Genomic DNA, 23,788 nt, shown 5'->3' with positions numbered 1-23,788 from the left:
ACAAAAAAATAGACAGGAATCTACTGTCTATTTTTTGTTGTGCAAATATAGAATCATTTTCCCAAAACGTGTGGCAAACGGCAATACAATCAATGAAGATGCCACGTTAAAAATGACACTAATGTGGGCTAACTGAACATCTTTATGACTTGCAATGTATGGAGCAAGGGTAGTTAGGGTTGGAATAAGTGGGATGAAGAGCAGAACGCCAAAAACATTGAGCCAGACATGGGCGTAAGCGGCTAATTTTGCTTCTTTGCCCCCGCCAATAGAAGCAATGATCGCGGTAATGCAGGTTCCGATGTTTGCCCCAAGCATAATCGCAATTCCAGCATCTAGTTTCAAAAGCCCGGCAGTTAAGAATCCCATGGCAATGCCAGTCATTGCTGTACTTGATTGAATGATAATTGTAAGAATCGTACCTATTAACAGGCTCATAATAATGCTGCCATTTAACTTTAATAGACCATTGTGTACAATCGGAAGTGAGGTTAATGGCTGAGCTAAATACGCAAACCCTTTCATGGCAGTAAAGACGGCGGCTATCCCAAAAACAGCCATGCCAATGCTTCGAGTCTTTTTATTTTGAAACAGGATGAGGATTGCACCAATGACCGCTAGCGGGACAATGGCTGCATCAATATCAAAGGTTATTAATTCTGTTTTAAAAGTTGTCCCAATATTGGTTCCAAGGATAATCCCGATTGATTGCGGAAAGGTCATAATCTTTGCAGATATTAAGCCAATTGTTATGACCATAACGGCTGTGCTGCTTTGCAGAAGGGCGGTTATGAATGTCCCGGTTAACATGCCTTTAAAGGGAGAACTAGTTAGTCTGATTAGCCAAGATTTAAGCTTTTCGGCGGAAATATGAAATAAACCAATCCTAATGATATTCATTCCAAAAATAAATAATAAAATACAAAAAATAAATAAAACTATATAATGCATGTCTCACCCCCTTTTTCATTCTATGGGTTTAAAGTTAGGGACATGCCAGTCAAAGGGTTTAAATAGTAGGTTGGAACTATTAATTTCTTTCAACCAAAATATATTTAACTTGAAACTGCTTCATAAGCACGAAATACAGTTGACCTTGTTCAAAGGTTATATTATAATTGCAAGGTACATGGATTCATGTTAGTGTGTTGTGTTTCGGAGGGAGGGAAAGAGAATGTCTAAAACCGTCGTTCGTAAAAACGAATCGCTTGAAGATGCTCTTCGTCGCTTCAAACGTACAGTATCTAAAACTGGTACTTTGCAGGAAGCTAGAAAGCGCGAATTCTACGAAAAACCTAGTGTAAGACGTAAGAAAAAGTCTGAAGCAGCAAGAAAACGTAAGTTTTAAGAGAGGGTGTAATTAGTGAGTCTTCTCGAGCGTTTAAATAATGACATGAAACAAGCGATGAAAAATAAGGAAAAAGACAAACTCTCAGTAGTTCGGATGATCAAAGCTTCTGTCCAAAACGAAACAATCAAGCTTGGACACGATTTATCTGAAGAAGATGAGTTGACGGTCCTTTCTCGCGAATTAAAACAACGCAAAGATTCCCTCCATGAATTTGAAAAAGCAGGTCGTGAAGACCTTGTTGAAAAAATACGTATAGAGTTAACATTTGTTGAACTGTATATGCCGAAACAACTTTCTGAAGAAGAGTTGTCAGAGATTGTGAAGTCTACAATTTCTGAAGTCGGAGCAAATTCAAAAGCTGAGATGGGAAAAGTGATGGCTGCAATCATGCCAAAGGTTAAAGGTAAAGCAGACGGATCACTTGTAAATAAACTTGTACAACAACACCTTTCATAAAATGCCGATACTAAGGCCGCAAGTATATTACTTGCGGTCGTTTCCATATTCCAATGCACGCTTCTGCTTTTCTTGGCTAATAGGAAAATATAAATTTTTATTAAAAATTTATACTTTCCTATGTCGCACGACGGACAGGATGTCCTAGTCAGGCGAGTGCCACAGGACGTGGCACTCTACGAGCCTGGCAAGTGCAACTACGCCTCTGTCTTCGCCCTTTAGGGCTCGCCAATCGGCGAGTTTTCTTTATAAAAAGAAGTGCTAGAACCTTCTTTTATCTCATAAATATGAGATGAAAGGGGGTTCTTTTTTTATGGCAAAAAAATGGGGCCAACGCGTCCGTAACTGGATGGCTAAAAAAATGGATCTTCCTCAAGATGTCATGATGGATTTACCCCGAATAACGATGATTGGGCAGATTCATATCTATATTGAAAATCATCGAGGGCTTTTAACTTTTACCGATAAAGAATTACGTTTGCTCTTAAAGCAAGGGCAGCTTTTGATAAAAGGGAAAGCATTTGTCATAAAAACGATCTTACCCGAAGAAATCTTATTGGAGGGGAAAATTGATCAAGTCATATATATAAAAGAAAATTCGGGAGGAACAAAATGAAGAACCAGTGGATCGAATTCATATTTGGAGAAGTTACAACAAAAGTAACAGGAAAAGGAATTGAGCGCTTTTTAAATGTGCTGACGAGAAACGGACTTCATATTTGGAATGTCAAACGTCATGGGACCGAAACGGTTACCTTTAAAATAAGAGTCCGAGATGCATTTAAAATAAGACCGTTTGTTAAACAAAGTGGATGCGAGGTTTCATTCCTGCAAAGGAACGGAGCCCCATTCTTATTTAAGAGAATGTTGAAAAACAGTGGCTTTGTTTTAGGTGCTGTCCTCTTTCTTTTTATCATTATATTATTATCCAATGTCGTTTGGGGAATTGATATCAAGGGGGCAAAGCCGGCAACAGAGTATAAGATTCGCAAAGAATTGGACAAGATGGGCGTAAAAATAGGCAAGGTACAGTTTTTTATTGACAATGTAGATACTATACAGAAAAAGCTAACCGATAACATTGGTGCCATTACATGGGTAGGCGTAGAATTAAAAGGGACAACCTATCAATTGCAGGTAGTGGAGAAAAAGCAGCCAAAAGAACCGGAGCAGCCAGCCCCAAGGAATTTGATCGCTACCAAAAAAGCTACGATTGTTAAAATGGAGGTTGAAAAAGGACAGAAATTAGTGGACATCCATGACCAGGTTGTTCCAGGACAAATTATTGTATCTGGTCTAATTGGAAAAGAAGGGGAAGAAATCCCAATAGCAGCTAAAGGAAAGGTCTGGGGAGAAACATGGTATAAAAGCCATGTTGAACTACCGTTAAAAACTACTTTTAATGTATATAATGGGAAAGAAGACCAAAAATATTTGATCCAAGCCAGGAAATGTAGAGATACCCATCTGGGGGTTTGGAAAATCAAAATTCAAGGATTCAAAAACCGAAGAGAACATTAAACCCATCCATTTTTTAAAATGGAACCTGCCCATTTCCTTTGAGTCCAAAACGATTCGTGAACGGGAAACGGTCGAACGGGTCTACAATGAAGAGGAAGCAGTAAAGATAGCAACAGAAATGGCTAAAAAGGATATTAAAAATCATATAAATGAAGATGCTAAAATTAAAAATGAAAAAATTTTACACAAAGTAATTGAGAATGGTAAAGTTATACTAGATATCCATTTTAAAGTAATCGAAAATATTGCACAGGAACAACCGATTGTGCAGATACAACCGAAACCCAAGGAGACTCAATGAATGACAGAAAATCTAAAAACAATAAATGTTCAACTTGAAAATCCAACAGAGGCCATTAATCTATTTGGAAATTCTGATTCTAATTTAAAAATTATTGAACAAGAACTCGATGTGACAGTTATCACAAGAGGAGAATCGGTGAGCTTATCAGGCGAGGAAGAAAAGGTCAGTCTGGCTTCACAAATTCTTGATCGCTTAATTTTTGTGATTAGAAAAGGAGTCAATATTAGCGGGCGAGATGTGTTATATGCCATTCAAATGGGCCAAAAAGGTACACTTGATTATTTTGAACAGCTTTATGAAGAGGAAATTGCCAAAAATGTAAAAGGGAAAGCAATTCGAATCAAGACGCTGGGTCAGAGGAGTTATGTCCATTCCATTAGGAAAAATGATCTTGTCTTTGGGATTGGTCCTGGCAGGAACAGGTAAGACCTATCTTGCGGTTGTAATGGCTGTTAATGCTCTAAAAAATGGTCAGGTAAACAAGATTATTTTGACAAGACCGGCTGTTGAGGCAGGAGAAAGTCTCGGGTTTTTACCTGGTGATTTAAAAGAAAAGGTTGACCCGTATTTAAGACCGTTATATGACGCCTTACATGACATATTAGGGGCGGAACATACACAGCGATTAATTGAGCGTGGAACTATTGAAATAGCACCCCTCGCCTATATGCGCGGGCGCACACTTGATGATGCGTTTGTCATATTAGATGAAGCTCAAAATACCACACATGCCCAAATGAAAATGTTTTTAACAAGACTCGGTTTTGGTTCAAAAATGGTGATTACCGGAGACCAAACACAGGTAGACTTGCCAAGAGGCGTTAAATCAGGTTTAATTGTTGCAGAAGAGGTTTTAAAGGATATTAATGGAATTCCCTTTATTTTCCTAGAACAAAGTGATGTTGTCAGGCATCCGCTTGTTGGTCGAATTATTCAAGCATATGAAAAAAGTAAAGAGAAGGCCGTTCAATAAATTGAACGGTCTATTGTTTTTAACGAATTTGTAAATGAAACTTCTCTTTAAAACTGATATGATTTTACATAAGATGTGGACGGTGATGATATCCTCTCTTGATTATGTGAGGAAATTGTTCTGATGGTCTTATCATCAGGTTTCATGTAAGGGAGTGACTTTGTTGGAAAAACTGCAGCAATATTTATATAGAGTTAGAAAAATGCTTGATATAACATTTTTTCGTGTGTTGTTTTTCATCATTTTAGGGATTATCCTATATGCAGCCATGTTTTCAAATGTTAAACCTGAAAAACTTAATCTAAGTCTCTTTACTGTTGCAAATAAAACAATACGATCTCCAATTACGGTAGAGGATAAGGAAAGTACTGAAATAAAGCGTAAAGAAGCGGAAGATCAAGTAAAAGATGTCTATATAAAGAAAAAAGAGTATACTCAAAATCGGGTTGATTTAATTACTTCTATTTTTGACTCTGCCATAGAAGTAAATGATGACCAAAGACAAAGTCCATCTGATAGGGTTTCGCAGTTAAAAGCAAAATTAACGGAAAAAGTTGTTAAGGATTTATCAGATCAAGACTTTTTGGCTTTAGTACAAGCTAACCCTAATGATTTATCAACCGCAAAGGATATAACTGTGACAGCCATTAACAATGTAATGGCAAAGAGAATTTCTGCAAATGATATAGAAAATGCAAAAAAAGGTATTGAAGATGAATTAAATTACTCGATATTGTCTGGCAGTTTAAAAAAGTGCGCAATTGACCTTGGCAGGTATGCTGTCGTACAGAATGAGGTTTATGATTCCAATGCAACAAAGGAACTTCGCAGACAAGCTTCACAAAGCGTGGAACCAGTTAAAATTTTACAAGGACAAATTATTGTTGAAGAGGGCGAATTAGTAAGCAGCGAAATATATCGTCAGCTAAAGCTAGTGGGGCTTCTCAATAATTCAAGCTCTTTTAATCCCTTTTTAGGGCTAGCATTTTTAATTATCGTTATTTTAGTAGCCATCTATCATTATTTTTCCGAATTTAAAACCTCCACGACTGAGAAAAAACAATTTAATATGCTCATATTTGGAATTATATTTACAATTTTGATCCTGATTATGAAAATTACCAGCTTGCTGCAAACTTTTAACTTTTCAGGGATCACATATCTATTTCCAGCGGCATTAGGAGGTATGTTAATAAAATTATTAATCGATGAAAAATTAGCTATTTTAACTACGATAATTATGGCAGTTTGCGGAAGTATTGTATTTAATGAAGGGATTGCAGGTACATTTAATTTTTCAACAGGAATTTTTATTCTTATTAGTTCTTTGGCTGGGATTCTTTATTTAAGTAATCAAAATCAGCGTTTCAAAATTTTACAAGCTGGTTTGTTTTCTGCGATTATTAATTTGGTTATCATTGTTGCCCTATTATTACTTTCAAATGGGCATTTTTCAGGACTAGGATATGCGTATTATTTAGTAACTGCGATTGTTTCAGGACTGCTTTCTGCTGTCTTAACGATGGGATTGCTTCCTTTTTTTGAGGCAACCTTTGGGATTTTATCTACTATGAAATTAATTGAATTATCTAACCCCACCCATCCATTGCTAAGAAAGATCCTGACTGAGGCACCTGGAACCTATCACCATAGTTTAATGGTGGCGAATTTGTCTGAGTCTGCTTGTGAAGCAATCGGAGCCAATGGACTTATTGCAAGGGTAGGAGCCTATTATCATGATATTGGGAAAACAAGAAGACCCAATTTCTTTATTGAAAATCAAATGAATCGTGAAAATCCGCATGATCGATTAGCACCTGAAAAGAGTACGGAAATTATTATTTCCCATGTCTCTGATGGAGTTAATATTCTGAAAAGCTATCGAATTCCTAAAGAAATTATTGAAATAGCAGAGCAGCATCATGGTACTACTGTATTAAAATATTTCTATCATCGGGCCATGCAGGATGGTAAGGAGATGAAGGAAGAAGAGTTTCGTTATCCAGGACCTAAAGCCCAAACGAAGGAATCAGCAATCGTTGGAATTGCTGATAGTGTTGAAGCTGCTGTCCGTTCTTTAAAGTCCCCAACACCAGAACAAATTGAAAATTTAGTAAAGAAAATTATCGATGACCGCCTCCAGGACGGTCAATTAAATGAGTGTGACTTAACATTAAAAGAAGTAGATATCATTTTCCATACTCTTTGCGAATCTGTAAAGGGAATTTTTCATTCGAGAATTGAATATCCAAATATGACTGAGCAGAAGGTGAAACAGGGATGAATTTAGTGATTGATTTTTTAGACGAAACAAATAATGTCTCGAACGAGCAAATAGATGTAATTGAAAAATTATTAAATTTTGCCGCAGCAAAGCTGGCGATTGAGGATGGAAGTGAAGTTTCCGTTACATTCGTCACCAATGAAAGAATTCAAGAAATTAATCGGGAATATAGGGATAAGGATGCGGTTACAGATGTTATTTCATTTGCGCTCGAGGAACTTGGTGAGGGAGAGGTAGAACTTGTTGGTGCAGATATTCCAAGGATCCTGGGGGATATCATTATTTCAATTGCAAAAGCGAAAGAACAAGCAGAGGAATATGGCCATTCTTTTGTCCGTGAATTTGGTTTTCTTGCCGTCCATGGCTTCTTGCATTTACTAGGATATGATCACATGACAGAAGAAGATGAGCGTGAAATGTTTACTTTGCAGAAAGAAATATTAGATGAATATGGACTTAAACGGTAAAGAAAAGAAAAGGCAAATCTCTTTGCTAAGCTCATTTTCATATGCTATTGCAGGCATTCGGACAGCAATAATACAGGAACGAAATATACGTATTCACTTAAGTATCTCGCTGATTGTTATTATTTTTGGTTTTTTCTTTTCTATATCCGCGTTAGAGTGGTTAATCATTCTTTTAACCATTGGTGGAATGATTTCTTTAGAAATAATGAATACAGCGATTGAACGTATGGTAGACTTAGTTACGCTTGATTTTCATCCACTAGCAAAACAAGCAAAGGATTTAGCAGCCGGGCCGTTTTTAGTTTTGCCATTATCTCAGTCATTATCGGAATCATTATTTTTGGGCCGTATCTTTTACGGTTCCTTTAGCTGAAAGATTCCTGATTATTAATGCTGGAAACGACTCCAAAATTCAATCATTGATTTTATCGATTTATTAGAAAATTCAAAATGTTTTTATTATTTTTTTAGAACAATGGATGAATTTCATTTTAATTTGAGGTAAAATAAAGGAAAGCGGCACCCTTCTTACTTCCTGAGATTTGAAGATGCAAAAATTATAGGGCTTTTTACAGCGGAGGATTTGAATGTTAAACAATAATGAACAAAATAAAGAATTTAAGTCAGGGTTTATCTCTATTATAGGCCGACCCAATGTTGGTAAATCAACTTTTCTTAATCGTGTTATTGGACAAAAGATCGCGATTATGAGTGATAAACCGCAAACAACTCGGAACAAAGTACAAGGGGTATTGACCTTGCCAGACGCTCAGCTGATTTTCATTGATACGCCTGGAATTCACAAACCAAAGCATAAACTGGGCGATTTTATGATGAAAGTAGCACAAAACACCCTAAAAGAAGTCGATTTAGTTTTGTTTATGGTAAACGCTGAAGAAGGCTTTGGCCGTGGTGAGGAATTTATTATCGAAAAATTTCAGTCCGTTAAAACACCAATTTTTCTCGTTATAAATAAAATTGATCAAATTCATCCTGATGATTTGTTACCCATCATTGAATCCTATCAGGAAAAATTCCCATTCAAGGAGGTTGTTCCAATTTCCGCCCTTGAGGGAAATAATGTGGAACGTTTATTAGACCAAATTAAAACTTACATGCCGGAAGGGCCACAATTTTATCCTGCAGACCAGGTTACCGATCACCCAGAAAGATTTATCATTTCAGAGTTAATAAGAGAGAAAGCGCTCCATTTAACGAGAGAAGAAATTCCTCATTCATTAGCGGTTGTCATTGATAAAATTGAACGGCAAGAAAATAAGGATGTCATTCATGTTATGGCAACAGTTATTGTCGAACGTGATTCGCAAAAAGGAATCATTATCGGAAAGAAAGGGAGTATGCTAAAGGAAATTGGCCAACGTGCACGAGTTGATATTGAAAATCTTCTTGGCAGCAAAGTTTTCCTCGAGCTTTGGGTAAAGGTGCAGAAAGATTGGCGAAATAAAATGTCTCAGCTGCGTGATTTTGGTTTTAACGAGGATGAGTATTAACTAAACAACCCTAAATAAAATATTATCAATTTTAAAAGAATATGCATGGACAATATTTACATTATTTTAAACTTATGATTTTCACAAGACAGGCTATGATAATGATAAGGTTTGGGATTGATTAAAGGCTAGTCTATATATTGAAAGGTGGGGTTTCAATGTTGGATTTTACCTGGAAAGTTTTTACTCAGACAGGTAACATTGACACATATCTTCTCTTTAAGGAATTGGAGAAGGAAACACAAGAAATACCCGATAATCAGGATGATGAGCTAGCAAAAATTGATTTTCCCGTTTCATGAGTTTGTCAAGAGCCGTATTGGAGGGCGAATACCATGCTGCAAAAATGTGAGGGCATCGTTATTAGATCCACAGATTACGGCGAATCCAATAAAGTTGTCACATTATATACACGTGAATTAGGAAAAGTTGGAGTGATGGCTAAAGGTGCTAAGAAGCCAAATAGCAGGCTTTCGGCCATCACCCAGCTTTTTACCCATGGATACTTTCTTGTGCAAAAAGGCTCTGGCTTAGGAAGCCTCCAGCAAGGAGAAATGATTTCTTCACTAAGGTCTATTCGAGAAGACATCTTTTTAACTGCTTATTCAAGTTATATCGTTGAATTGACGGATAAAAGTACCGATGATCGAAAAGTAAATCCATACCTCTTTGAACTCTTGCATCAGACGTTAAATTACATAAATGAAGGCTATGATCCAGAAGTACTAATGAATATTTATGAACTTAAAATATTAAATGTTCTAGGGTTGCACCCGATATTAAATCAATGTGCCGTCTGTGGGAGTATTGACGGGCAATTTTCATTTTCGATTCGTGAAGGCGGTTTTCTCTGTCACCGCTGCCTTGATAAAGATCCCTATCATTTAAAGATTTCGCCTGCAACGGTCAAGCTTTTAAGGATATTTTATTATTTTGACCTAAATCGTCTTGGAACGATTTCGATTAAAGACGAAACGAAGGATGAATTACGAAAAATTATTTGGACCTATTATGAAGAATATTCAGGATTATACCTAAAGACGAAAAAATTTCTTCATTCAATCAAACAATTTCGCCAACTTTTATAGCTCCTTATTGACATTTTGCTTTTGTTTCGTTACTATTTTCTTAAAATTATATAGTTGCGTTTGAGAGAAAGGAGTACTTAGTTCTCTCTATGATAGCGAGTCCAGGATGGTGGAAGCTGGGTATAGAATACTAAGGAAGGCGTTCTCGAGCAAGTTTGTTTGAAAGAGGCTGCTTATTTTGCAGCAAATAGGGTGGAACCGCGGGTAACTCTCGTCCCTATGCATGTGCATAGGGACGGGAGTTTTTTATTTTATTTAGAGAAAAGGAGCAAAAAAAAATGACTGTTTCTATGGATCAGATTGTTTCACATTCAAAACATAGAGGATTTATTTTTCCAGGTTCAGAAATTTATGGAGGTCTTGCCAACACGTGGGATTATGGTCCGCTTGGTGTAGAACTGAAAAACAATATAAAACAAGCTTGGTGGAAAAAGTTTGTTCAGCAATCCCCTTATAATGTTGGATTAGACGCTGCGATTTTAATGAATCCAAAAACTTGGGAAGCTTCAGGCCATATTGGTAATTTCAATGACCCAATGATTGACTGTAAAAATTGTAAGGCTAGACATCGTGCTGACAAGTTAATTGAAAATGCACTAGGTGAAAAAGGCATTGAGATCGTTGTCGACGGCCTGCCATTTGAAAAAATGGAAGAATTAATTAAAGAGCACAACATTGCTTGTCCTGACTGTGGAAGTCATGATTTTACTGGCATACGTCAATTTAATCTTATGTTCAAGACCTTCCAAGGTGTTACTGAAACAAGCACAAATGAAATCTTTTTGCGTCCTGGAAACTGCACAAGGTATTTTTGTTAACTTTAAAAATGTACAACGGACAATGCGTAAAAAACTGCCGTTTGGGATTGCTCAAGTTGGTAAAAGTTTCCGTAATGAAATTACGCCTGGAAACTTTACCTTCCGTACACGTGAATTTGAACAAATGGAATTAGAGTTTTTCTGTAAACCAGGTGAAGAGCTAAAATGGCATCAATATTGGAAAGAATTTGCAGAAAAATGGCTACTCTCCCTTGGTATGACAAATGAAAATCTGCGCCTTCGCGATCATTCCGAAGATGAGTTATCACATTATAGCAACGCAACAACAGACTTTGAATATAAATTCCCATTTGGCTGGGGAGAGCTTTGGGGTGTTGCTTCAAGAACGGATTATGATCTGAAACAGCATATGAAATTTTCTGGGGAGGATTTCCATTATCAAGATCCAGATACGAACGAGAAATATATTCCATATTGCATTGAGCCATCATTAGGTGCAGATCGGGTAACACTTGCATTTTTAATTGATGCATTCGATGAAGAACAGTTAGAGGATGGAACATCTAGAACCGTTATGCACTTACATCCTGCATTAGCACCGTTTAAAGCGGCCGTACTGCCATTATCGAAAAAACTTTCTGAAGAAGCTAGGGAAGTATTTGATCTTCTCTCCAAATATTTTATGGTTGATTATGATGAAGCAGGTTCAATTGGAAAACGATATCGACGCCATGATGAAATTGGTACACCATTTTGTATTACCTTTGATTTTGATTCAAAAGAAGATCAGATGGTTACTGTCAGGGATCGAGATACCATGGAGCAGAAACGCATCCCGATTTCTGATTTGGTCCGCTTTATTGAAGAAAAACTTGTGTTTTAATTTGGCAGCCGCCTAAAGGAACGAATCTGCCTTAGGCGGTAATTCAACAAAAGTACAACATTTGAAGGCTTGAGGGTGGTGAGGAAGATCGAACTCAATAAACGCCAAGAAAAAATACTGCAAATTGTAAAAGAAAATGGCCCAATTACAGGAGAACATATTGCAGACCGTTTACATCTTACAAGAGCTACGCTGAGGCCCGACCTTGCGATTCTAACCATGGCTGGTTTTTTAGATGCCAGGCCCCGCGTGGGATATTTTTATACAGGAAAATCTGGAGCTGCTCTTTTAACAGAAAATCTTCAAAAAATTTATGTAAAGGATTATCAATCGATTCCTGTAGTCATAAATGAAAACCTTTCTGTTTATGATGCAATTTGCACAATGTTCCTTGAAGATGTGGGGACACTATTTGTAATCGATCAAAATTCATTGTTGGTCGGAGTTCTTTCTCGGAAAGACTTGTTAAGGGCTAGTATCGGCAAGCAAGAGTTAAATACGATTCCTGTTAATATTATCATGACAAGGATGCCAAATATTACGATGTGTGAAAAAGATGATCTATTGATCGATGTGGCAAAAAAATTAATTGAAAAGCAGATTGATGCGGTTCCCATCGTAAGGAAATCTGAAAAGGGAATAGAAGTAATTGGGAGAATTACGAAAACCAACATCACAAAGGCCTTTGTGGCACTGGGAACAGAGTAAAAAATGAGTCTCAAGGAGGAGCTGGTCAGGAAGAATGAACTTTCCAATTATTTATGTGGTATCTGATTCCGTTGGAGAAACAGCTGAATTGGTTACAAAAGCGGCCATAACACAGTTCAATGGTTCTGGAATGAAAATAAAGACCTTTCCATATGTGGAGGATAAGGAAAATATCTCTGAAGTGATCACGTTGATCAAGCTCGACCAAGCAATGGTAGCATATACGCTTGTTAAACCTGGAATGCGTAAATTCATGAGGGAGCAGGCAGAACAAGCTGGTATTATTGCGGTTGATTTAATGGGACCTCTTATGGACCAAATCCAAGATTTTACTGGAAAGACTCCATTATGCGAGCCAGGATTAGTCCGAAAGCTTGATGAAGATTACTTTAAAAAGGTGGAAGCCATTGAATTTGCTGTTAAATATGATGATGGGCGTGACCCTCGAGGTATATTAAAGGCTGATATTGTTTTAATTGGGGTATCTAGGACTTCTAAAACCCCTTTATCACAATATTTGGCTCATAAACGTTTAAAGGTGGCAAACGTTCCAGTCGTCCCAGAAGTAGACCCACCAGAAGAATTATATAAAATCTCTGCAGAAAAGTGCTTTGGCTTAAAAATAAGTCCTGAAAAATTAAACTATATTAGGAGAGAACGGTTAATTTCTCTGGGGCTAAACGATAAAGCAAGCTACGCTAATATTAATCGGATCAAAGAGGAATTAACATTTTTCGAAAAAATAACCAACAAAATTGGCTGCCAAATCATTGATGTAACAAATAAGGCAGTTGAGGAAACGGCAAATGTTATTTTGCACTATTGCCAAAAAAAATAGTTTTTTTACACATAATCATTGATTATGTGTTTTTTCTTCGGGACCTCATACATATATATATGAATTGGTATGAAAAGTGAAAAAAACAATAGCAAAAATGAAATAAATGTACTATAATAAAAAATTGTGATAAAAATATATGTTTTTAGGTTTAGACTTGCATATGAACGAATAAACTATTTATTGTCTAGATGTCAAGGGAACCAAACGAAAAAAATTCGACATTATTCCTTTTAGGGTAAAAGTTTACTCATAAAGAAGGAATATGCGGAGTGATGTAGAATTAATACTTATAAAAATGCTACTCCAACTATCTTAGTTGATGCAGACTTATGCCCGGTAAAAAAAGGAAATTGTCGAAATCGCTTCCCGTTTTTCAGTTAAAACTCTCTTTATTGCTTCATATAACCATGTAAAAAATAATTCTTTGTTTGCCACTTGGATTTATGTTGATACTGGTAAGGAAGCAGCAGCTTTGAAGAAAAAGATATCCAAACCGGCCTTGAACTTCGTCATTTAAATGCGAAGGCTCGGAGGCAAGGAATCTACGGGAGGGGCCAAAGCGATTTACTTTAGAGGATCGGGCAAAATTTATGAGTGAATTCACAAAAATCTTGTCGGAAATTGCAGGAATTTAGATTTTTCTCTAGAATACCTGTTAAGTAAAAAATGGAGCTGTTTTCATGGCAGAACTAATTGCCGAAGAAAAACTAAATGAGATTCGTCAGGCTGTTGATATTGTCGATGTAATCAGTGACTATGTTCAGCTAAAAAAACAAGGGCGAAATTACTTCGGATTATGTCCATTCCATGGAGAAAATACCCCTTCATTTTCAGTTTCACCTGATAAACAAATTTTTCATTGCTTCGGTTGCGGAGCTGGTGGAAATGTTTTTACTTTTCTAATGGAACTTGAAAACATATCCTTTCAAGAAGCTGCGGTGAGGTTGGCCGAAAAAACCAATATTGAACTTCAAATAAGTACAACTGCCATTGGTAAAGAAAAAAAGGTATCTGATGAGATTCAGGAGATGCTAAATGCTCATGAACTTTTAAGTAAATTTTACCACCACTTATTGGTAAATACAAAAGAGGGGCAGCATGCACTGGAATATCTCTTGAACCGAGGGTTTACTCGGGAATCAATTGATAAATTTCAAATTGGATACTCACTAAATTCTTGGGATTTTGTTTATAAGTTTTTGACGAAAAGAGATTTTAAGCCTGAATGGATGGAAAAAGCCGGTTAATTATAAAACGTGAAAGAGACGGGTCTTATTTTGACAGGTTTCGTGATCGTATTATGTTTCCGATTTTTGACCGAAATGGGAAAACGATTGCTTTTTCAGGGAGATCATTAGGGGCCGATCAAGAGCCCAAATATTTAAATAGTCCAGAAACAGCAATCTTTAATAAAAGTAAAATTTTATATAATTTTCATCTAGCGCGGGCTTCGATTCGAAAATTACAGTCTCTTGTCCTGTTCGAAGGGTTTGCGGATGTAATTGCTGCTGATCGCTCAGGAGTTGAAAACGGGATTGCAACGATGGGAACAGCACTAACAGATGAACATATCTCCCTTATTCGTCAAAACGTCCAATCTGTAACCATTTGCTATGATTCAGACAATGCTGGAATTGAGGCAGCATATAGAGCCGGTAACCTTCTTATGGATGCGGGATTTTCCATAAAAGTGGCGTTAATGCCTGATGGGCTTGATCCTGATGAATATATAAAAAAAAATGGTGCTGAACGATTTCGTAATGAAGTCATTGGGGCAAGCTTAACATGGATGTCGTTCAAATTTCGTTTTTTTCGAAGAGGAAAAAATCTTCAGCAAGAAGGAGATAGGCTATCCTATATCGAACAAATAGTAAAAGAAATAAGTAATTTGCCGAAAGCTGTTGAACGAGACCATTATTTAAGACAGTTAGCAACAGAATTTTCACTATCATTAGATGCGTTACAGCAACAGCAAAAACAAATCTTTTTTGCTGAAAAAAGAAAAACGAAGGGACAAAATGAGGTTAAAGTAAGTCCCGTGTTACTTACTAAGCAGGTTAATGAATTAAAACCTGCGCATTATACAGCGGAACGCCGCTTGATTAATCATATGTTGAAAAATCGCAATGTCGCCTATAGGGTTCAAGAATTGATGCAGGGGAATACTTTTAATATTGATGAACATCAAGCAATTATTACTTATTTATTTGGTTTTTATGAGGATCATGATGATCCTGATCCTAGCTTATTTTTAACCTATATCCAAGATGACAAACTTCGTAGACTTGTGGCAAACATTGAAATGATGGCCTTAAATGAAGAATTAGGCGATCAGGAATTAACTGATTATATCAAACAGGTGTTGAATTATCAAAAATTGTTAAAGATAAAAGAAAAAGAAGTAGAAGAAAAGGAAGCGGAAAGACAAAAGGATTATAAGAAGGCAGCTGAAATTGCGATGGAAATTCTTCAGTTGCGGAAGTCATTATAAATCCAAAATTAACATGTTCTTAATTGATTTTGATTTTTAGAAGGAGGGGGACATATGGCTGAAAAATCAGCACGTTCAAAAGAGGTTGAGAATGAATTAACCTTTGAACAAGTAAAAGCCCAGTTAACTGTATTAGGAAAGAAAACTGGAGTCCTTGCCTATGATGATATTGCTGAAAGAATGTCTAATTTCGAATTAGATTCTGATCAAATGGATGAATTTTATGAGTTCCTTGGCGATCAAGGCATTGAATTAGTTGGTGATAGTGACGAAGCTGAAGATCCTGATACCAAAGAACTGGAAAAAGAGGACGACGATGAATTCGATTTAAATGATTTAAGCGTTCCACCGGGTGTCAAAATAAATGATCCTGTCCGGATGTATTTGAAAGAAATTGGAAGAGTCGATTTGTTATCTGGCGAAGAAGAAATTAAATTAGCAAAACGAATTGAAGAGGGCGATGAAGAAGCGAAACGTCGATTAGCCGAAGCGAACCTTCGTCTGGTTGTTAGTATTGCCAAGCGTTATGTCGGCAGAGGAATGCTGTTCCTAGACCTAATTCAAGAAGGAAACATGGGTCTCATAAAAGCCGTTGAAAAGTTTGATTATAACAAAGGCTATAAATTTAGTACCTATGCAACATGGTGGATTCGCCAAGCGATTACAAGGGCAATTGCTGACCAAGCAAGAACCATTCGTATTCCGGTTCATATGGTCGAAACGATTAATAAACTAATCCGTGTACAAAGGCAGTTACTTCAAGATTTAGGGCGTGAACCAACTCCAGAAGAAATTGGTGAAGATATGGATTTGTCACCAGATAAGGTAAGAGAGATCTTGAAGATTGCTCAAGAACCAGTTTCACTTGAAACTCCAATTGGTGAAGAAGATGACTCACATCTTGGCGATTTCATTGAGGATCAAGATGCAACCTCACCGTCTGAGCACGCAGCCTATGAGTTATTAAAAGAGCAGCTAGAAGATGTACTAGATACCCTAACTGATCGCGAAGAAAATGTTTTGCGTCTTCGTTTTGGATTAGATGACGGTCGTACCCGAACGCTTGAGGAAGTTGGAAAAGTGTTTGGCGTTACTCGTGAGCGTATTAGACAGATCGAAGCTAAAGCACTTCGAAAATTACGCCACCCAAGCCGCAGCAAACGGTTAAAAGACTTTTTAGAATAAAGAATCTCTGAATGGGCCTGATCGTTTAAAAGCACATACTTAGCGTGAAGTATTTCTAAGATCATGTGTTTAAATGGTCAGGCTTTTAAAATTTTATTAATAATTGTTTTCGCTTTCATTGTTTAACCCTTATTTTACTGAATTGTCTTTTATTTTGCAAATAGGCCTTTTTATCTTTTTTTGGTATAACGGCCACTTTGCAGAATATTTTTCCTTATGGGACTGATATTATTTGAAAGATGGAAAGTTAATTTTGTCTATAATTTGACAATTAGACTTTTCCTTCAAACTTTTTTCAAGTAAAATAGTTGGTAACAGTAATATCAAGAAGAAAATCTTACATAAGGAGGTAAATTTTATGAATCGTAACCCGGTTATCCCATTTGTAATTATCATGGTGTTTGGTATCGTTTTAATGTTTGGATTGTCCTTTAAGGGGCTTGGAGATTCAAAAAGTACTGCCAAAGAAAAAAGTGGAACTACTTCTACCGCTAAAACAGACACTGCCTCAGCGGCCAATCCAGAGGGTATTTATAAAAGCACATGTATAGGCTGCCACGGTGATCAATATCAGGGAGTAGTAGGTCCATCATTAAAAGGCATTGGAAGTAAACTCTCTGTAGACCAAATTAAGCAGATTATCACTCATGGTAAAGGGAATATGCCTCCAAACCTTGTTCCGGAAGACAAGGCTGATGCTATGGCCAAGTGGGTGTCACAAATTAAGTAGAATCTATCATCAAAAAGTCCTTTGCATATGTAAAGGACTTTTTTTATACTAACAAAAGGATAATGAAGTTTAATTTGAAAGTTGTGGTGGGAATTTTTGAATACAGAAAAGTTATCGGAGCGGCTGGAAACAGTGGCCCGCTTTGTTCCGAATGGTTCTAAACTAGCGGATATTGGTTCGGATCATGCTTATTTACCTTGTTATTTAGTGAAAAAAGGGATTGTTCCTTTTGCCATTGCTGGTGAAGTTGTCTTAGGGCCTTTTGAATCGGCGCGGGGACATGTAGAAGAAGAGGGCTTATCAGATAAAATCATAGTTCGGATGGGTGATGGATTAGACGTAATTGAACCAGGTGACGTAAACTGCATTAGTATTGCCGGAATGGGTGGAGCGTTGATCACAAGTATATTAGAAAGAGGCAAAGAAAAACTTGGGGAGATTGTACGTTTGATCTTACAGCCTAATATTAGTGCGGTTACGATTCGAAAATGGCTTCTAGAAAACAATTGGCAATTAGTTGAAGAAGAAATTATGGAGGAAGATGGGAAAATATATGAGATCCTTGTGGCAGAAAAAGGAGAACCACATAAGCCATACACCTCTAATCTAGAAACTGAACTATTATTAGGTCCATTTTTGATGCAAAAACAAGGCGAGGCTTTTTCGAGAAAGTGGAAAATGGAAGCACATAATTGGCAGAGGATTCTTGCGCAACTTGAAAAGGCTGCACCATCAACAGAAACAACGGCCAAAAGACAAGAACTTCTCCAATGGATCAACAGGGTAGAGGGGGCATTAAAATAATGAAAATCGCGAATGGTTATGAAATTATTCAGCTCTTTGAACAATTTTCCCCAAAAGGACTTGCTATGGAAGGGGATAAAGTAGGCTTACAGATTGGTCGTCTAAACAAAAAAGTAGAGCGAGTGTTAGTTACATTGGACGTCCTTGAAAATGTAATAGACGAAGCGATCAAGAAAGATGTGCAGCTTATTATTGCACATCACCCGCCGATTTACCGCCCACTTAAAAATGTTATTACCGATACTACTCAAGGAAGAATGATAGAAAAACTTTTAAGGAATGATATCGCAGTCTATGCTGCCCATACAAACCTTGACGTTGCTACCGGCGGGGTGAATGATTTGCTCGCTGAGGCATTGGAAATACAAAATCCTGAAGTGCTTGTTCCAACATTTGAAACTGCACTTAAGAAAATTGTTGTGTTTGTTCCTGCAGAAAGTGCAGAGACTGTGAGGAAGGCCCTGGGGGATGCAGGCGCTGGTTTTATTGGCAATTACAGCCATTGTACTTTTTCTGCTAATGGTGCAGGAAGGTTTTTGCCAGGGGATCAAACAAAACCATACATAGGCCTGCCTGGGGTTATGGAGACGGTTGATGAAGTTAGAATTGAAACCATCGTACCAGAAATTCAGATAAAAAAAGTCTTAACTGCGATGTTAAAAGTACATCCATATGAGGAGCCAGCTTTTGATGTATATCCCGTAGAAAACAAGGGAGAGGTTTTAGGGCTTGGAAGAATTGGGACTATAGATGAGATGACATTAGCTGAATTTGCGGAAAAGGTTAAAAAAGTTTTAGAGGTTGATCGGGTTCGTGTAGTCGGCAACTTAGAATCTAAAGTAAAAAAAGTAGCTGTATTAGGCGGGGATGGTAATAAATATTTTAGTCAGGCTAAATTTAAAGGGGCAGATGTTTATGTTACAGGGGACATTTATTATCATACCGCACATGATGCAATGATGCAGGGATTAAATATGATTGACCCGGGACATAATGTTGAAAAAGTAATGAAAAAGGGAGTAGCTCAAACCCTAGGAGAATTATGCCAAAAAGCTGGTTTCAAGGTTGAATTTATCCCTTCTGAAGAAAACACAGATCCTTTTCAATATATTTAAAAAAGAACCTCAGCTGAGGTTCTTTTTTCAGGCTGTCGAAAAACTCTGCTGCCTATCATCTTATTCAATCACTTTAATAATTCACCTCGTTAAGTTAATATGGTGCAATAGTGTTGAAGTATAGGTTGTTAAACAGGTTTGTTGATTGGCGCTCCAGGCACTTCGCTTTCCGCGGGCGTGCCAGGAAGCCTCCTCGGCGCAAAAAGCGCCTGTGGGGTCTCCCCAGCCCCGTACTCCCGCAGGAGTCTTCGTGCCTTCCACGCCAATCAACGAGTGTTTTCAATAAAGTTCTTCAGATCTCAACTAATAAATCAAAAAAAGTGGTGAAACCAATGTTTAATCCAAAAGATTAAAGACAAAATGAACAAGGACCCAGTACCTCATTACTCTACGATTTGCTGTTACGCATGATTCAGGTTACCTCACTAGCCCTATTTGTAAGGGGCTATCGGACCGAAATATCTTTGGAGTAATTGCTCATAGCCGATATTACTTTACTACTAGTTTATTTCCAAAATGAGATCTACATTCAATCAAGAACGAGATTTACATGTTTCTCCCAATTAATCCAGACTGCCAAAATAAAAAAAGATTGCAACACACTTAGCAAAGTTAGATAAAAAAGTGTGTTGCAATACAATTGGTTGATTTGCCTCCCTGTTGATTGGAGCGGAGGGCACTCGACTCCTGCGGGATCAGAGGTCACTGGAGACCCCACAGGCGCCAAAGCGCCGAGGAGGCTCCAGGACCTCCCCGCGGAAAGCGAGTGCCCGGAGCGGAAATCAACAGGCCCATTTGCAGGAACCATCAAAAAAATTTAGTATTTAAATTCTGGTAAAATAAAAAAATGCCGAGAAAATACCCCTTTCTCGACAATCTGAAAAAAAGAACCGAAATCGGTTCTTTTTTAATTCTTTACTTTTGGTAAAATTTTATTGAGTGGAACGGTTTTTTTATGTTCCCATGTTGTTTCATCATTTGCGTTAAATTTTTCTAAAAACGTAATTACTTCTTTTGTAATTGGGGTTGGAGTAGAAGCACCTGCTGTTACTGCCACTGTAGAAGCGTTTTTTATCCAATCAATTTCTAATTCGGAAATATCAGCAATTCGATAGGCTTTTGTTCCTGCTATCTCTTCAGAAACCTGGGCAAGCCGATTGGAATTATTACTTTTTGGGTCTCCTACTACAATTAGAACATCTGCTTCCTTTGCTTGTTCAGCGACCGCTTCTTGTCTTATTTGTGTAGCAAGGCAAATTTCATTGTAACTTTCCACTTTAGGATATTTTTCCTGTACTTTTTTCATAATATCAGCAACATCCCACTGACTCATCGTGGTTTGGTTGGTGACAATAATTTTGTCACTATCAATAGTAAGCAGTTCAACGTCGCTTGTACTTGAAACTAAATGAACAAGGCCTGGAGCAACACCGACAGCACCTTCTGGTTCAGGATGTCCTTTTTTACCAATATAAATGACTTGATATCCTTCTTTCGCTTTTTCACGAATGAGATCATGTGTTTTCGTAACATCAGGACAGGTAGCGTCAATAGCAACAAGTCCCTTTTGACGGGCTAGTTCCCGAACTTCAGGAGAAATTCCGTGTGCTGTGAAAATAACCGTACCCTTATCAACTTTTTCAATTATTTCTTTACGGTTATTGCCGTCAAGGGTAATGATTCCCTCCTCAGCAAAGGCATCGGTAACGTGTTTATTATGAACAATCATACCTAATATATAGATTGGTCTTGGTAAATTCTTATCTAACGCAGCATTTCTTGCAATAACCATGGCATCTACGACACCATAGCAATATCCCCTGGGTGATATTTTAATAACATTCATGTAAATGGTCCTCCCATTTTGTGCATAAAATCTTCGTTTATATTATATAAGAAATATTGTTTTATTACAAAGACACGTTTCTCATTCAAACTGTGATTTATTTAACAGCTAAAATAGAAAAAAGATGCTGCCAGCAGCATCCTTCCTTTCTTATATATAAAGTTTTGGAGATGATGATCCTTTTCCGTATGAAGTGGAGCTTTGTTTTTTTGATGATACTTGTTCTCTTTTTTGAGAATTTGCTGTTGTTTTGGATGACCTGTTTGTAGAAGAGCTTTTTTTCTTTTGCTTATCACTTTGAGAATGATTTAACTTAGGGGAGGAACTTTTTTTACTGCTCGAAGAGCTTTTCGAGTCTGTTTCAGTTGCATCGGGAGCATTTTTTAGGCCTCGATATAGCTTCCACATGGCGGGTATATTTTTTACTAAATGCCCATATTGCTGAAACTGTTGAACCATTGGTCCAATCGATTGGGCAGTTCTTAGCACTTGTTGGGTATTATTTAAAAAGTTCATAATTCCGCCAGAATTACCTAACAATGAACCGCCAGCGCCTCCTGCGGCGCGGCCTGCTTGCTGCATTCCCATTAAGCCGCCCATTCTGCCGGCTTGATTCCCCATTCCCATTAAACCGCCCATTCTGCCAGGTTGATTTCCCATACCAAGCAGCCTGGAAAAAAGACCTCCGCCTCTATTCATTTGCTGTTGACCACCCATGCCCATAAACGGGGATCTAGGCATTTGGTTCATGCCCATCATGGGAGATCTGGTAACTTGATTCATGCCCATCATTTGGGGCCTTCCACCAAACCCTGATCCCATCATATTCGATCTTCCCCCGAAGCCCATTCCTTGTGGACCTTGACCGGGCTGAATAAAGCCTTGTCTAGGAATTTGTGGCTGCATGACTAATCCTCCTTTTTCGTTTCCGTCTATTCTATAGAATATGCATGAAAGGTTATTTTGCTTAGGTACAATAGCAAATAGAGAACCTTTTTATGATTAAAAATGATTGGAACGTCAATGATGTTAATAGGTTTTAATAAGTAAAGGTGGAGATTTGCTTTAAACTTTACTATAATAACAGGATGGACAAGAAAATGAAGATAATAGGAGCAAAATATGAAGGAAAACTATTTTAGAAAATATCAATTTCAACCGTTTTTAATAAATGCCTTAAATGATTTCGGATTTGACACACCGACTGAAATTCAGGAACGAATGATTCCACTGATCTTAAAGGGCGAGAGTGCAATTGGCCAGTCGCAAGCAGGACCGGCAAAACGCTCGCTTACGTGCTTCCCATTTTAGAAAAAGTTGATCCAGCTGTAAAACAGGTTCAAGCAGTAATTACAGCACCAACAAGAGAATTGGCAACACAAATCTATCAGCAAATTTTAAAAGTCATTGAGCACGATAAACGGGAAGAGACCATTATGGCTCGGTGCTTTATCGGTGGAACCGATAAACAAAGAACAATTGAGAAATTAAAGGTTCAGCCACATATTGTCGTGGGTACTCCAGGAAGAATTAAAGATTTAATGATCGAACAGGCTCTTTTTATCCATACAGCCAATATTCTGGTTGTTGATGAAGCAGACATGATGCTGGATATGGGATTTATTCAGGATGTGGACCAAATAGCTGCCAAAATGCCAACTACTATACAGATGTTTGTATTTTCAGCAACCATCCCTGAAAAGCTAAAACCATTTTTGAAAAAGTATATGGAAAGTCCAACCTATGTACAGATTAAAGCAAAACAAGTTGCTGCTGAAAATTTACTTCATTATCTATTGCCATCAAGACATCGTAGTAAAAAAGAACTGGTGCGGGAAGCACTGCTGTTATTAAATCCATATTTAGCTTTGGTGTTTACCAATACGAAAAAAATGGCCGATGAAGTCGCAGACTATTTGATTGAAAAAGGGCTAAAGGTTGGTCGGATCCACGGAAATTTAAATCCGAGAGAACGTAAAAAGATGATGAAGCAAATACAAGACTTGGAATACCAATATATTGTCGCAACGGATCTCGCAGCGCGGGGAATTGATATTGAAGGTATAAGTCACGTAATCAACTATGAATTGCCCACTGATCTTGATTTTTATATTCATCGCGTGGGGAGAACGGCACGGGCAGGTTTATCAGGAATTGCGTTAACTATTTATGATCTCTCAGATGAGGACGCCCTGATCCACTTGGAGAAAATGGGCATTCAATTTAAAAATGTTGATCTAAAAAATAATGAACTTGCCCCGCTTGAAGATCGTAATAGACGGAAAACCCGTAAAAAGCAAGAAAACGAAATCGACAAAATGGCAAAATCGATTGTCAGAAAACCATCTAAAGTAAAGCCTGGATATAAAAAGAAAATGAAATCTGAAATGGAACAAATTAAAAACCGTCAAAGAAAATTAAGCAGTAAAAAGAAATAAATCATAAGGGGAG

Annotated in this window: 19 protein-coding genes and 6 pseudogenes; 22 read left to right on the top strand and 3 right to left on the bottom strand. The window is 37.4% G+C overall.

Annotated elements, in window-relative coordinates; genetic code table 11:
- Window positions 1-27: 27 nt before the first annotated feature.
- Window positions 28-951: a Na/Pi symporter gene (locus RCG17_RS05435; RefSeq protein ID WP_308174232.1), complete on the bottom strand. Its 924-nt coding sequence runs from the start codon at window positions 949-951 to the stop codon at window positions 28-30.
- Between the two features lie 223 nt (window positions 952-1,174).
- On the opposite strand from RCG17_RS05435, the gene rpsU reads away from it, so the two are divergent.
- From rpsU to RCG17_RS05330, 21 genes and pseudogenes are all read left to right on the top strand, one after another.
- Complete coding sequence (gene rpsU, locus RCG17_RS05430; protein WP_026572407.1) at window positions 1,175-1,348, top strand: 30S ribosomal protein S21; 174 nt, start codon at window positions 1,175-1,177, stop codon at window positions 1,346-1,348.
- A gap of 15 nt (window positions 1,349-1,363) precedes the next feature.
- Complete coding sequence (locus RCG17_RS05425; protein ID WP_308174231.1) at window positions 1,364-1,807, top strand: GatB/YqeY domain-containing protein; 444 nt, start codon at window positions 1,364-1,366, stop codon at window positions 1,805-1,807.
- Window positions 1,808-2,120: 313 nt separating this feature from the next.
- Entirely contained in the window at window positions 2,121-2,423 is a 303-nt protein-coding gene (gene yqfC, locus RCG17_RS05420; RefSeq protein WP_308174230.1) for a sporulation protein YqfC, read from the top strand.
- Window positions 2,420-3,328, top strand: a complete 909-nt coding sequence (gene yqfD / locus RCG17_RS05415; RefSeq protein ID WP_308174229.1) for a sporulation protein YqfD — start codon at window positions 2,420-2,422, stop codon at window positions 3,326-3,328. Before yqfC ends, yqfD begins: the two co-directional genes overlap by 4 nt.
- A complete protein-coding gene (locus tag RCG17_RS05410; RefSeq protein ID WP_308175770.1) occupies window positions 3,267-3,629 on the top strand; it encodes a sporulation protein YqfD in 363 nt (120 codons plus the stop codon). The genes yqfD and RCG17_RS05410 overlap by 62 nt, the downstream gene beginning before the upstream one ends.
- Window positions 3,630-4,605, top strand: a pseudogene (locus RCG17_RS05405) (PhoH family protein). It begins immediately after the preceding gene.
- A gap of 163 nt (window positions 4,606-4,768) precedes the next feature.
- Window positions 4,769-6,889 (top strand): HD family phosphohydrolase, encoded by a 2,121-nt coding sequence (locus tag RCG17_RS05400; protein ID WP_308174228.1) that lies wholly within the window; start codon window positions 4,769-4,771, stop codon window positions 6,887-6,889.
- Window positions 6,886-7,356: an rRNA maturation RNase YbeY gene (ybeY, locus tag RCG17_RS05395; protein WP_308174227.1), complete on the top strand. Its 471-nt coding sequence runs from the start codon at window positions 6,886-6,888 to the stop codon at window positions 7,354-7,356. The genes RCG17_RS05400 and ybeY overlap by 4 nt, the downstream gene beginning before the upstream one ends.
- A pseudogene (locus RCG17_RS05390) lies at window positions 7,334-7,725 on the top strand (diacylglycerol kinase family protein). Before ybeY ends, RCG17_RS05390 begins: the two are co-directional and overlap by 23 nt.
- A 218-nt stretch (window positions 7,726-7,943) precedes the next feature.
- Window positions 7,944-8,867: a GTPase Era gene (gene era, locus RCG17_RS05385; protein WP_308174226.1), complete on the top strand. Its 924-nt coding sequence runs from the start codon at window positions 7,944-7,946 to the stop codon at window positions 8,865-8,867.
- A gap of 158 nt (window positions 8,868-9,025) precedes the next feature.
- Window positions 9,026-9,169, top strand: coding sequence for a YqzL family protein (locus RCG17_RS05380; RefSeq protein WP_308174225.1), 144 nt, complete (start codon window positions 9,026-9,028; stop codon window positions 9,167-9,169).
- 33 nt (window positions 9,170-9,202) lie between these two features.
- Window positions 9,203-9,955, top strand: coding sequence for a DNA repair protein RecO (gene recO, locus RCG17_RS05375; RefSeq protein WP_308174224.1), 753 nt, complete (start codon window positions 9,203-9,205; stop codon window positions 9,953-9,955).
- A gap of 278 nt (window positions 9,956-10,233) precedes the next feature.
- Window positions 10,234-11,617: pseudogene (locus RCG17_RS05370) on the top strand (glycine--tRNA ligase).
- Window positions 11,618-11,692: 75 nt separating this feature from the next.
- Window positions 11,693-12,325, top strand: a complete 633-nt coding sequence (locus RCG17_RS05365) for a transcriptional regulator CcpN (RefSeq protein ID WP_308174223.1) — start codon at window positions 11,693-11,695, stop codon at window positions 12,323-12,325.
- 34 nt (window positions 12,326-12,359) lie between these two features.
- Window positions 12,360-13,163, top strand: a complete 804-nt coding sequence (locus tag RCG17_RS05360) for a pyruvate, water dikinase regulatory protein (RefSeq protein WP_308174222.1) — start codon at window positions 12,360-12,362, stop codon at window positions 13,161-13,163.
- A gap of 683 nt (window positions 13,164-13,846) precedes the next feature.
- Window positions 13,847-15,657, top strand: a pseudogene (gene dnaG, locus RCG17_RS05355) (DNA primase).
- A 54-nt stretch (window positions 15,658-15,711) separates the two neighbouring features.
- Window positions 15,712-16,842, top strand: coding sequence for an RNA polymerase sigma factor RpoD (gene rpoD, locus RCG17_RS05350; protein WP_308174221.1), 1,131 nt, complete (start codon window positions 15,712-15,714; stop codon window positions 16,840-16,842).
- Between the two features lie 358 nt (window positions 16,843-17,200).
- On the top strand, window positions 17,201-17,572 hold the full coding sequence (cccA, locus tag RCG17_RS05345) for a cytochrome c550 (RefSeq protein ID WP_308174220.1): 372 nt from the start codon (window positions 17,201-17,203) through the stop codon (window positions 17,570-17,572).
- A gap of 96 nt (window positions 17,573-17,668) precedes the next feature.
- Entirely contained in the window at window positions 17,669-18,376 is a 708-nt protein-coding gene (locus RCG17_RS05340; RefSeq protein ID WP_308174219.1) for a tRNA (adenine(22)-N(1))-methyltransferase, read from the top strand.
- Window positions 18,376-19,491: a Nif3-like dinuclear metal center hexameric protein gene (locus tag RCG17_RS05335; RefSeq protein ID WP_308174218.1), complete on the top strand. Its 1,116-nt coding sequence runs from the start codon at window positions 18,376-18,378 to the stop codon at window positions 19,489-19,491. Before RCG17_RS05340 ends, RCG17_RS05335 begins: the two co-directional genes overlap by 1 nt.
- A gap of 397 nt (window positions 19,492-19,888) precedes the next feature.
- A pseudogene (locus tag RCG17_RS05330) lies at window positions 19,889-20,055 on the top strand (IS5/IS1182 family transposase); the annotation flags it as partial.
- A 343-nt stretch (window positions 20,056-20,398) separates the two neighbouring features.
- On the opposite strand, the gene RCG17_RS05325 reads toward RCG17_RS05330, so the two are convergent.
- Together RCG17_RS05325 and vrrA are read right to left on the bottom strand one after the other, a co-directional pair.
- Entirely contained in the window at window positions 20,399-21,337 is a 939-nt protein-coding gene (locus RCG17_RS05325) for a 4-hydroxy-3-methylbut-2-enyl diphosphate reductase (protein ID WP_308174217.1), read from the bottom strand.
- 150 nt (window positions 21,338-21,487) lie between these two features.
- The gene (gene vrrA, locus RCG17_RS05320; protein WP_308174216.1) at window positions 21,488-22,243 is read right to left on the bottom strand and encodes a VrrA/YqfQ family protein; all 756 of its coding nucleotides are present in this window, start codon (window positions 22,241-22,243) and stop codon (window positions 21,488-21,490) included.
- Between the two features lie 216 nt (window positions 22,244-22,459).
- On the opposite strand from vrrA, the pseudogene RCG17_RS05315 reads away from it, so the two are divergent.
- Window positions 22,460-23,775 (top strand): annotated as a pseudogene (locus tag RCG17_RS05315) (DEAD/DEAH box helicase).
- The last annotated feature ends 13 nt before the right edge of the window (window positions 23,776-23,788 follow it).

Origin of the sequence: Neobacillus sp. PS3-12 (assembly GCF_030915385.1) — a bacterium.
In the GTDB taxonomy this organism is placed as follows: Bacteria; Bacillota; Bacilli; order Bacillales; family Cytobacillaceae; genus JAEVLT01.
This window is presented reverse-complemented; position numbering and strand designations above follow the sequence as displayed.